Origin of the sequence: Roseateles sp. (genome assembly GCF_036486225.1) — a bacterium.
In the GTDB taxonomy this organism is placed as follows: Bacteria; Pseudomonadota; Gammaproteobacteria; order Burkholderiales; family Burkholderiaceae_C; genus Roseateles.
In genome coordinates, this window is record NZ_DASVNZ010000112.1 from 1 (window position 1) to 9,840 (window position 9,840).

At 68.4% G+C, this 9,840-nt stretch carries 11 protein-coding genes; 8 read left to right on the forward strand and 3 right to left on the reverse strand.

What is annotated here, in order from left to right; genetic code table 11:
- Nucleotides 1-132: 132 nt before the first annotated feature.
- Nucleotides 133-2,403 (reverse strand): aminotransferase class V-fold PLP-dependent enzyme, encoded by a 2,271-nt coding sequence (locus VF536_RS07975; protein WP_331614289.1) that lies wholly within the window; start codon nt 2,401-2,403, stop codon nt 133-135.
- Between the two features lie 103 nt (nt 2,404-2,506).
- Here VF536_RS07975 and VF536_RS07980 point away from each other — a divergent pair, with 103 nt between their 5' ends.
- Nucleotides 2,507-2,968 carry an Lrp/AsnC family transcriptional regulator gene (locus VF536_RS07980; RefSeq protein ID WP_067283033.1) on the forward strand — a complete coding sequence of 154 codons (462 nt, stop codon included), beginning with the start codon at nt 2,507-2,509 and terminating at the stop codon, nt 2,966-2,968.
- Between the two features lie 19 nt (nt 2,969-2,987).
- Here VF536_RS07980 and VF536_RS07985 read toward each other — a convergent pair whose 3' ends face one another.
- Together VF536_RS07985 and VF536_RS07990 are read right to left on the reverse strand one after the other, a co-directional pair.
- Nucleotides 2,988-3,629: a DUF1109 domain-containing protein gene (locus VF536_RS07985; RefSeq protein ID WP_331614290.1), complete on the reverse strand. Its 642-nt coding sequence runs from the start codon at nt 3,627-3,629 to the stop codon at nt 2,988-2,990.
- On the reverse strand, nt 3,626-4,189 hold the full coding sequence (locus VF536_RS07990; RefSeq protein WP_331614291.1) for a sigma-70 family RNA polymerase sigma factor: 564 nt from the start codon (nt 4,187-4,189) through the stop codon (nt 3,626-3,628). The genes VF536_RS07985 and VF536_RS07990 overlap by 4 nt, the downstream gene beginning before the upstream one ends.
- 164 nt (nt 4,190-4,353) lie before the next feature.
- Between VF536_RS07990 and VF536_RS07995 the strand changes: the two genes are divergently transcribed.
- The 7 genes from VF536_RS07995 to VF536_RS08025 form a co-directional block, all read left to right on the forward strand.
- Nucleotides 4,354-4,629: a DUF2282 domain-containing protein gene (locus VF536_RS07995; protein ID WP_331614292.1), complete on the forward strand. Its 276-nt coding sequence runs from the start codon at nt 4,354-4,356 to the stop codon at nt 4,627-4,629.
- A gap of 13 nt (nt 4,630-4,642) precedes the next feature.
- Nucleotides 4,643-5,491 carry a DUF692 domain-containing protein gene (locus VF536_RS08000; RefSeq protein ID WP_331614294.1) on the forward strand — a complete coding sequence of 283 codons (849 nt, stop codon included), beginning with the start codon at nt 4,643-4,645 and terminating at the stop codon, nt 5,489-5,491.
- The gene (locus VF536_RS08005) at nt 5,488-6,288 is read left to right on the forward strand and encodes a DNA-binding domain-containing protein (protein WP_331614295.1); all 801 of its coding nucleotides are present in this window, start codon (nt 5,488-5,490) and stop codon (nt 6,286-6,288) included. The genes VF536_RS08000 and VF536_RS08005 overlap by 4 nt, the downstream gene beginning before the upstream one ends.
- Nucleotides 6,285-6,770 (forward strand): DoxX family protein, encoded by a 486-nt coding sequence (locus VF536_RS08010; RefSeq protein ID WP_331614297.1) that lies wholly within the window; start codon nt 6,285-6,287, stop codon nt 6,768-6,770. The genes VF536_RS08005 and VF536_RS08010 overlap by 4 nt, the downstream gene beginning before the upstream one ends.
- Nucleotides 6,771-6,935: 165 nt before the next feature.
- Nucleotides 6,936-7,226, forward strand: a complete 291-nt coding sequence (gene groES / locus VF536_RS08015) for a co-chaperone GroES (RefSeq protein ID WP_067277665.1) — start codon at nt 6,936-6,938, stop codon at nt 7,224-7,226.
- A 51-nt stretch (nt 7,227-7,277) separates the two neighbouring features.
- On the forward strand, nt 7,278-8,915 hold the full coding sequence (groL, locus tag VF536_RS08020) for a chaperonin GroEL (RefSeq protein ID WP_067277666.1): 1,638 nt from the start codon (nt 7,278-7,280) through the stop codon (nt 8,913-8,915).
- Nucleotides 8,916-9,177: 262 nt separating this feature from the next.
- On the forward strand, nt 9,178-9,840 hold a 663-nt coding region (locus VF536_RS08025), incomplete at its 3' end, for a DUF1631 family protein (RefSeq protein WP_414710313.1).

Genomic DNA, 9,840 nt, shown 5'->3' on the forward strand with positions numbered 1-9,840 from the left:
CAAGCTGGTGAGGGAGTGAGAGTGCACCGAGCTGACCGGAGGGCACCGCCCTTCTTTCTCCCTCTCCCGCTTGCGGGAGAGGGCAGGGGTGAGGGCAGGGGTGAGGGCCAGCGGCCGCCGCAGTACGCCCGCTCAGATCGCGATGGCGTCGAGCGCGGTGGCTGTCCTGGCAGTCGGCCACAGCGCCAGGCCGCCGGCGAGGCTCCACGCCTGTCCATGACCGAGCCTTCGTAGCGCCCGCGCTGCCTGCGCGCTGCGGTTGCCGCTGCGGCAGAAGAAGATCACCGGCGTCTGTTCCGGCAACGCGCGCCAGCGCGGCAGCGCGTTGATCAGCGCCGACAGCGGCACCGCCTCGGGCGCGAGTTCCTCGGTGGGGCTCATGCGCGCCTCGTAGGCCTCGCGGACGTCCACCAGCACCGGCTTCGGCCCGAAGCCGTCTCCCAGCATCGACTGCAAGCCGGCGACGTCAAGCTCCACACGCTCCGTCGTGCGCGCGCAGTCCACGCGTGCGCCGCAGGCCATGGTCTGGTATTCGGTCGGCGCGAGGTCGTGCTCCAGCACGCCCTTGCCGATCGCGAAAGCCTCGGCGCTCAAACGCCCCTTCAACACGCCGTCGAGCAGCGGCTGCGCGCCGCATTCCACGGCGAGCGTCGTCGCGAAGCGATCGTCGTAATCGTGGCCGGAGAGCAGCAGGCCGTGCAGCCCGACGTTGCGCTCCAGCGTCTTCAGCGAGGCGCCGAACGCAGCCGGTGCGCTCTGCTCGAAATCGCTGCGGCCGAGCGCGCCCGGCATCACCGTGTCGCCGACGAAGGTCGCGACCAGTTCACCACCCGCATGCAGCAGGTAGGCCGTGGAATCTGCCGTGTGCCCGGGAATCGCGACGCGCGACAGCCGATGCGCGCCAAGCGCGATCACCTCGCTGCCCTGCGGCCACCCCAGCGCGTCGACGCGACCGGGAAGCGCCTCTTCCGCCAGCAGGGACGTCGTCGCGTCCCGCAGCGCCTGCGCCGAGGACGCGTGGTCGCCGTGGCTGTGCGTGTCCAGGATCGCGGCCAGCGTCAGCCCGCGGCATCGCATCCATTGCGCCAGCGTGCCGGTGAGCTCGGGCAGCGGATCGACGACCACGCAACGCCGGCTCGGCACGTCGGCGACGACGTAGCAGCAGGCGCCGTCGACGGCGAAACGCGTGAGCAGTTCCGGCGCCTGCGGGGTCTCGTTGGGCGCGGGCGTCTGGCAGGTCGCGCGCAGCGACTCGCCGCAGGCGCGCAGGCGTCTGCAGGCCTCATCGATGGTCGACTCGGCGTCCGCCGCGCCGAAGGACAAGCGCACTGCGGAGCCGGCGCGCCAGGCCGGCAGGCCCATCGCCTGCAGCACGTAGCTCGGCGCCGCCTTCGCCGCGCCGCAGGCGGATCCCCCGCTGACGCGCAGGCCGGCGGCGTCGAACAGGTCGAGCAGCAGCTTCGCGCTCAATCCGGGGACCGAGACGTTCAGCGTCGTCGGCAGGCTGATGTCGAAGGGCGCGTTGAACACGACACCGGGGAAAGCCTCGCGCAGCGCATCGGCCAGACGCTGACGACGATCCAGCAGTTGCCCCAGCGAGGCGAACACGCCGCCGCCCTCCAGCGCCTCCAGCACCGCGCCCAGTGCGGCGATGCCCGCCATGTTCTCGGTGCCCGAGCGCTGCGCGCCCTCCTGCCCGCCGCCAGCCATCAGCGGCGTGAACGGGGCGCCTTCGCGGACGTACAGCATGCCGACCCCCTTGGGCGCGTAGAGCTTGTGGCCGGAGAACGGCGCGTAGTCGATCGCGCGCTCGCCGAGCAGCAGCGGCAGCTTGCCCAGCGCCTGCACGCCGTCGACCAGCCACAGCGCGCCGCTGCCGCGCAACGCGTCGGCGATGCCGTCGAGGTGGCTGATGACGCCCGTCTCGTTGTTCGCCGCCATCGTGCAGACCAGGCCCGCCGAGCGCGCGTTCGCCCGCAGCCAGGCCAGGTCATGGCGACCGTCGAGGCCGACGGGGATGGCCACGATCTCCAGGTCCAGGCCCAGCAGCGTGTTCCAGTGTCGTAGCGCTTCGGGGACGGCCTTGTGCTCGGTGGCGCCGTAAAGCAACTGCGGCGGACTGGCCTGACCGGCCTCGCGGCGCTGGCGCAGTGCCGTCAGCGCGGACAGCACGGCGGTCTGGATGCCCTCGGTCGCGCCGCTGGTGAAGACCAGCCGGCCGCCCGGAGCACCCAGCACGCGACGCGCGGTGGCGCGGACCGCGTCGAGCCGGGCGCGTGCCTTGAGCCCGCTGCCATGGATGCTGCTCGGGTTCCCGAACGCGTCCGCCATCACGGAAAGCGCGGCGTCGCGGGCCTGCGGCAGGACGGGGGTGGTGGCGTTGGCGTCGAGATAGATTTCCATGGCCGTCGATTGTCAGAATTCACGCTTGGAATCCACGTGCAAAATCCATCTTTCCTTGGCCGATTTCGGCAATTGAATTCCAAGGTTGGCTCAAATGACGAAACTGGATTCCATCGACCGGAAGATTCTGGATGTCCTGCAGCGGGACGCATCGGTGCAGGTGAGTGAACTGGCGGCCGAGGTCGGGTTGTCGACGACCCCTTGCTGGCGCCGGGTGCAGCGGCTGAAGGAGTCGGGAGTGATCACCCGCAACGTGATGCTGGTGGATCCGAAGAAGGTCAATGTCGGGGTGACGGTGTTCGTGTCGGTGCGGACGAACGTGCACTCGCAGGCCTGGTTCGACCAGTTCCGCGCGGCGATCGAGGCGATCCCGGAGGTGGTGGAGTTCTACCGGATGAGCGGCGACGTGGACTACCTGCTGCGCGTGGTGGTGCCGGACATCGCGGCCTACGACCAGGTCTACCGCCGGCTGATCGCGGGAACGCAGCTGTCGGACGTGAGCTCCAGCTTCGCCATGGAGGAGCTGAAGTTCACGACGGCGTTGCCGTTGTCGTATATCGCGTGAGGGGCGGCCCCCTCACCGCTCACCATCTCAACCAATGCCGCCCCGCGAGCGCCCCCAGCGCCGCGGACATGCCCATCCCGAGCACGTACCAGATCGCGACGAAGGGCGCGGCCATCTCGGGGCAGTGCAGCGAATAGACACACGCCCCCACCGCGCCGGCCAACCAGCCGGCCGCCGCGCCCGTGAGCACGGGTCGCGTCGGCGCCAGCCCGCGCAGCGCCCACAGCAGGCCGATGCCGATCGGCAGCGCCGTCGCCGTCACGTTGAACACGCAGACCCGCCACGTCGTGCCCAGCACCAGCGGCAGGCGGGCGCCGGGCTCGGCCATCCACAGCACCACCGCGGCCCAGATCCACAGCAGCGACACCGGCAGCCACACGCCCAGCCACCAGCCGTTCATCCGCGCGCCGGGGTGACCGAGCCGGAACACCACGACCAGGCCCGTCGCGGCCACCGCCAGCGGCATCGCCACCTTCTGCCAGAACGCGGGCATGGCCATCACCTCGGCCAGGTCGGAACGAATGCCGAAGGCGCCCTGCACCCAGGCCAGCGCCAGCGCGACGCCCACCAGCAGCGCGACGGCGAAGCGCCGCTCTCCCGTGCGCGTCGGCACCGGAGCAGCGTCCTGCGCGAGCAGGCCGATCAGGTCGTCGGTTTTCATGTCATGTCCTTCCACAGCCGCGCCAGCGTCTTCAGTCCTCGATGCACGCCGACCTTCACCGCCGACTCGCTCAACCCGGTGAGCTGCGCGGTTTCCTGGACCGACAGCCCTTCGACCTTCGTGTGCAGGATCGGCAGGCGCTGGTTGGTCGGCAGTTGATCCAGCAGCCGGCTCAGGTCGCGGCGTGAATCGCCCGCCTCGTGGTCGGCGGTGGCGAACACCGCCAGGTCGTCGTCGAGCGGATCGTTCAGCGCGTCGTGCCGCTCGCGGCGCCGCCAGAGGTCGACCAGCTTGTAGCGCGCCACCGCATGCACCCACGCCGTGAGCGGCTCGCCCCGGCGATAGGTCTGTCGTTGCGCGTGCACGGCCATCAAGGTCTCCTGCACCAGGTCCTCGACCTCGTCCGGCAGCTGATGCAGGCGCCGCCGGAAGTACCCGCGCAGCAACGCCCCCAGGCGCTGGAGGAAGCGGTGGTAAGCCCCCGCGTCCCCGTCCAGCCCGGCCACGAAAAGGTCGTGCAGCTCATGCTCTGTCGCGATCACGGAATCTATTCGCGTCATGGGGCCGGAAGGTTACAGGGGGGGCGAAAAAAAGTTCCAGGATTTTTTTGAGCCGGCTGTAACCCCCAGCCCAAACGGCACGAACTAGCTATCGGATGCGACGGACAAAGCATCGCGTTCATCACGCAAACCAATTTTCATCACAACCGAACAAGGAATTCACCATGAAGTCGACCGCCCTGAGCCTCGCCCTCGTCACCCTGACCGCCCTGTCCGCCTCGGCGATGGCGCAGGATGCCAAGCCCGCCGCCGAGAAGGAACGCTGCTACGGCGTCTCGATGGCCGGCAAGAACGACTGCGCCGCCGGCCCCGGCACCACCTGCGCCGGCACCTCGAAGATGGACTACCAGGCCAACGCCTGGAAGTATGTCCCCGCCGGCACCTGCACGACGATCAAGACCCCCAAGGGCATGGGCACGCTGGCCCCGGTCAAGTCCTGACCCTCGCGCCGCCATGACGCACACGCTGGGCGCCGGTCTGGGCTTCAAGCCCGAGTTCGCGGAAGACGCGCTGGCCGCGCGCGATCCCGGACTCTGGTTCGAGGTCCATCCCGAGAACTACCTCGTCGCGGGCGGGCCGCGCCTGGCGCTGCTCGAGGCCCTGCGGGCGACGCATCCGCTGTCGCTGCACGGCGTATCGATGTCGCTGGGCAGCGCGGCACCGCCGGACGCGGACCACCTGCGCCGCTTCGCCGCCCTGGCGGACCGGCTGCAGCCGGCGCTGATATCAGAGCACCTGGCGTGGAGCCGCTTCGGCGGCGCCTATGCGCCGGATCTGCTGCCGCTGCCGCGCACGACGGAGGCGCTGCGGCAGGTCGCCGCGAACCTCTCCCGCATGCAGGACGCGCTGCAACGCCGCGTCGCCATCGAGAACCCCACGCATTACCTGACCCTCTCCCACGAATGGGGCGAGGTCGATTTCCTGCATGAGCTGGTCCGGCGCTCGGGCTGCGGCCTGCTCGTCGACGTGAACAACGTGTTCGTGTCCGCGAGCAATGTCGGCGTCGACGCCGCCGCCTGGATTGACGCCATCGACGGCGATGCGGTGATGGAGATCCACGTGGCCGGCCATCGCGTCGATGCGGACGCCACGACCGGCCTGTTGATCGACAGCCACGACGCCGCGGTCGCGACGCCCGTCTGGGATCTGCTCGAACGGCTGACCGCGCGCATCGGTCCCCGACCGACGCTGGTCGAGCGCGATGGCAACCTGCCGCCCTTCGCGGAATTGAGCGCCGAGCGCGGCCGTGCGCAGTCGGTCCTCGACGCCGAAACGCGCGCGCTCCAGGAGGAGCTCGCATGACACGCGCCGGATCGCCCGCAGAGCCGGCCGTCGAGTCGCTCGCCAGATTCCAGGACAGCTTCTGGCGCCATCTCTGGACCGAACCCGACAACGACCTCACGCGCCTCGGTTCGGCGGCGGCGCAGCCCGGCTTCGCCGTCTATCGCAACACGGTGCTGAAGGGCTGCGCGGATGCGTTGCTGTCGCTCTATCCGTCGGTGCACCGGCTGACCGGTGACGCATGGATGCAGGCCGTCGCCCTCGATGCCGTGTGCGCCGATCCGCCGTCGGGCGGTGACCTCCAGCACTACGGTGAGCGTTTTCCTGCTTTCCTTGACAGCGCACTTGCGGGCAGCGAGTTGCCCTGGCTCGCGGAGGTTGCACGCCTGGACCGCTTCTGGAGCGAGAGCCATGTCGCCGCCGATGCGCCGGTGCTCGACGTAGTCACGATCGCCCGGCTCGATCCCGAACGCCTGGCCGCCTCATGCCTCGTTCCGCATCCTGCGACGCGCTGGCGCTGGTCCGCCGACTGGCCGGCATTCAGCCTGTGGGACGCGGCACGCTCGCGCGCCGTCGATCCGAATCCGCCGCACTGGCACGGTCAGGGTTCGCTGCTGACGCGACCGTCGGACGCAGTCCTTGCGCTCGAGATTGCTGCCTCCGAGTGCGCGCTCCTCGACGCCTGCGCAAACGGCGCATCGCTCGGCGAGGCGCTGGACAGCGTTCAGGCCCGTTTCCCCGACTTCGACCCCGGCGCCGCGCTGGGCCGCCTGCTCAATCAAGGTGCCTTCTCCGGCGCCATGGAGATTCCGTCATGAACACGCTCACCGCCACCTCCCGCTCCGGAACCGGCTCGCCCTGGTCGCTGGCCGCCCTCCGGCTGCGCCTGGAACGTCTCATCTCCCACGACCTCATCGCGCTGGCCTGCCGCTTCAGCATCGCCGGCGTGTTCTGGCTGTCCGGCCGCACCAAGGTCGAAGGCTGGTTCACGCTGACCGACACGACCTTCCTGCTGTTCCGCCAGGACTATGCGCTCCCGCTGATCCCGCCGGAGTGGGCTGCCTACCTCGCCACGGGTGCGGAGCACCTCCTGCCGATCCTGCTGGTGCTGGGGCTGTTCACGCGCGTGGCCGCCCTCGGCGTGCTGGGGATGACGGCCGTGATCCAGACCTTCGTCTATCCCTCGGGCTGGCCGACGCACCTGACTTGGGCGGCGCCGATGCTCTACCTGCTGGGTCGGGGCCCGGGCCGGTGGTCGTTGGACCATGTATTCGGCTGGGGTGTCGCCCGACACCCTTGAAACGCCGGAGCCCGTCCATATAATCTCCCTGCTAGCACTCGCGATGGTCGAGTGCTAACAAGCCCCACGGCCCAGTCGCGGGGCTTACTTCTTGTGAAGGGCTGGCCGGGGCGATGAGCGCACGGCGGGTCCTTGAAGCAAGTCTGCATTAGTCAAGGAGATCTGATGAAACTGCGTCCTCTGCACGATCGCGTGATCGTTAAGCGCCTGGAAAACGAAACCAAGACGGCCTCCGGCATCGTCATCCCCGACAACGCCGCCGAGAAGCCCGACCAGGGTGAAGTGCTGGCCGTCGGCCCGGGCAAGCGCAACGACAAGGGTGAATTCGTCGCCCTGAACGTCGCCGTCGGTGACCGCGTCCTGTTCGGCAAGTACAGCGGCCAGACCGTCAAGGTCGACGGCGACGAGCTGCTGGTCATGCGCGAAGAGGATCTGTTCGCCGTCATCGCCAAGTAATCGGCGACCGCGACAGACTTTCATCCAGATAGAGATTTCGGAGAGATACACATGGCAGCAAAAGACGTTGTCTTCGGCGGCGAGGCCCGTGCCCGCATGGTCGAAGGCGTGAACATCCTGGCCAACGCGGTCAAGGTCACGCTGGGCCCCAAGGGCCGTAACGTGGTGCTGGAGCGCTCGTTCGGCGCCCCCACCGTCACCAAGGACGGTGTCTCGGTCGCCAAGGAGATCGAGCTCAAGGACAAGCTGCAGAACATGGGCGCCCAGATGGTCAAGGAAGTCGCTTCCAAGACCTCGGACAACGCCGGTGACGGCACGACCACCGCCACGGTCCTGGCCCAGGCCATCGTCCGCGAAGGCATGAAGTACGTGGCCGCCGGCATGAACCCGATGGACCTGAAGCGCGGCATCGACAAGGCGGTCACCGCCCTGGTCGCCCAGCTGAAGGCGGCCTCCAAGGCCACCACGACCTCCAAGGAAATCGCCCAGGTCGGCACCATCTCCGCCAACTCCGACGCGGACGTCGGCGAGATCATCGCCAAGGCGATGGACAAGGTCGGCAAGGAAGGCGTGATCACCGTCGAAGACGGCAAGAGCCTGGACAACGAGCTCGACATCGTCGAAGGCATGCAGTTCGACCGCGGCTACCTGTCGCCGTACTTCATCAACAACCCGGAAAAGCAGTCGGCGATCCTGGACAACCCGTTTGTCCTGCTCTACGACAAGAAGATCTCGAACATCCGCGATCTGCTGCCGACCCTGGAAGCCGTGGCGAAGTCGGGCCGTCCGCTGCTGATCATTGCCGAAGAAGTCGACGGCGAAGCGCTGGCGACCCTGGTCGTCAACACGATCCGCGGCATCCTGAAGGTCGTCGCCGTCAAGGCCCCGGGCTTCGGCGACCGTCGCAAGGCGATGCTGGAAGACCTGGCCATCCTGACCGGCGGCAAGGTCATTGCCGAAGAAGTCGGCATGTCGCTCGAGAAGGTCACGCTGGCTGACCTGGGTCAGGCCAAGCGCGTCGAAGTGGGCAAGGAAAACACCACCGTCATCGACGGCAACGGCTCCAACGACGACATCCAGGCGCGCGTCAAGCAGATCCGCGTCCAGATCGAGGAAGCCACCAGCGACTACGACCGCGAGAAGCTGCAAGAGCGCGTGGCCAAGCTGGCCGGCGGCGTCGCCGTCATCAAGGTCGGTGCCGCCACCGAAGTCGAGATGAAGGAAAAGAAGGCCCGTGTCGAAGACGCGCTGCACGCCACCCGTGCCGCCGTTGAAGAAGGCATCGTGGCGGGCGGCGGCGTCGCGCTGCTGCGCGCCCGTCAGGCCGCTGGCGCCATCAAGGGCGACAACGCCGACCAGGACGCCGGCATCAAGCTGATCCTGAAGGCCATCGAAGCCCCGCTGCGCGAGATCGTCTACAACGCCGGCGAAGAGTCGTCGGTCGTCGTCAACACCGTGCTGGCCGGTTCCGGCAACCACGGCTACAACGCGGCCAACGGCACCTACGGCGACATGATCGAGATGGGCATCCTGGACCCGACCAAGGTGACCCGCACCGCGCTGCAGAACGCCGCTTCCGTGGCCTCGCTGATGCTGACGACCGAGTGCATGGTCGCCGAAGCGCCGAAGGACGAGTCCGCCGGCCCGGCCATGCCTGGCGGCATGGGCGGCATGGGCATGGACATGTGATGTCCACCTGAGCACGTCGCGCGGTGGTCCCACCGCGCTTCATGCTCGGAACCCACGCTCTCGAAAGGGGTCGCTTCGGCGACCCCTTTTTTCGTTCGCACGGCGCGAGCCTGTTGCGTCTGGATACGAAGTAGGCTCAGCCCTTGCCGCTACCCGGTGCGGCATTCACCCAGAATCGATCGTCCCCGCCGGCCACGAGACCGGGCATCCATCGGGCTTTCCCCAGGCCGCACGTCCCCGTGCCCCAGGGGATGTCACCTGAATGAGGGGCGACCATAATGCGGCTGACAACTTGTCACAAATGATGGTCCAAGCGTCTTCGCCTTCCCTGCAGTCCCTGCTCGACGACATGCTCGCGCATGTGCCCACGCTGGCGCACGCCGTCTTCAACGGCCTGCAGGACGAGCTCAAGAGCCGACTCGAACACCACCAGCTGCTGGCCGGATGGTCCAGGCGGCGCGCCAGCTTCGCGTCCGACTTCGAAGCCTCGCTCAACCTGCTGCTGAAGATCGCCCGCGACGGCGGCGATCCGCTGCAGCGGGAACGCGCGCCCCAGCGCGGCGGGGACCTGTCCTTCAGCCTCGTCGACGAAAGCCAGGCCCTGAAGGATGTCGCGATCGCGCATGTGATCACCGCGATCGAGGACCAATCCCGGGCTGAACTGCATCAGCTGGGCAATTTCTTCGCCGCGCTGCGCGGCATCGCGCGGCCGCTGAAGAACGACAACCCGTTGCGGGCGGCCCTGTTCGCGCAGGCGCTGGCGCGCGCCATCGAAGGCGTGGACCTGGACGCCGACGGCCGCTACAAGTTGATGCGCATGGCCGCGCATCCGCTGGCGATCCGGCTGCAACCGATCTACACCCTGCTGTGCCAGAGCCTGAGACAGGCGCAGTTGAGCGGCATGCTGACCAGCCACGGGTCGGCG

Bases quoted from the DNA above. Each gene is read 5' to 3' on its own strand.
- VF536_RS07975 (WP_331614289.1), bottom strand. From the start codon at position 2,403: ATGGAAATCTATCTCGACGCCAACGCCACCACCCCCGTCCTGCCGCAG.
- VF536_RS07985 (WP_331614290.1), bottom strand. From the start codon at position 3,629: ATGAAAACCGACGACCTGATCGGCCTGCTCGCGCAGGACGCTGCTCCG.
- VF536_RS07990 (WP_331614291.1), bottom strand. From the start codon at position 4,189: ATGACGCGAATAGATTCCGTGATCGCGACAGAGCATGAGCTGCACGAC.
- VF536_RS07995 (WP_331614292.1), top strand. From the start codon at position 4,354: ATGAAGTCGACCGCCCTGAGCCTCGCCCTCGTCACCCTGACCGCCCTG.
- VF536_RS08000 (WP_331614294.1), top strand. From the start codon at position 4,643: ATGACGCACACGCTGGGCGCCGGTCTGGGCTTCAAGCCCGAGTTCGCG.
- VF536_RS08005 (WP_331614295.1), top strand. From the start codon at position 5,488: ATGACACGCGCCGGATCGCCCGCAGAGCCGGCCGTCGAGTCGCTCGCC.
- VF536_RS08010 (WP_331614297.1), top strand. From the start codon at position 6,285: ATGAACACGCTCACCGCCACCTCCCGCTCCGGAACCGGCTCGCCCTGG.
- groES (WP_067277665.1), top strand. From the start codon at position 6,936: ATGAAACTGCGTCCTCTGCACGATCGCGTGATCGTTAAGCGCCTGGAA.
- groL (WP_067277666.1), top strand. From the start codon at position 7,278: ATGGCAGCAAAAGACGTTGTCTTCGGCGGCGAGGCCCGTGCCCGCATG.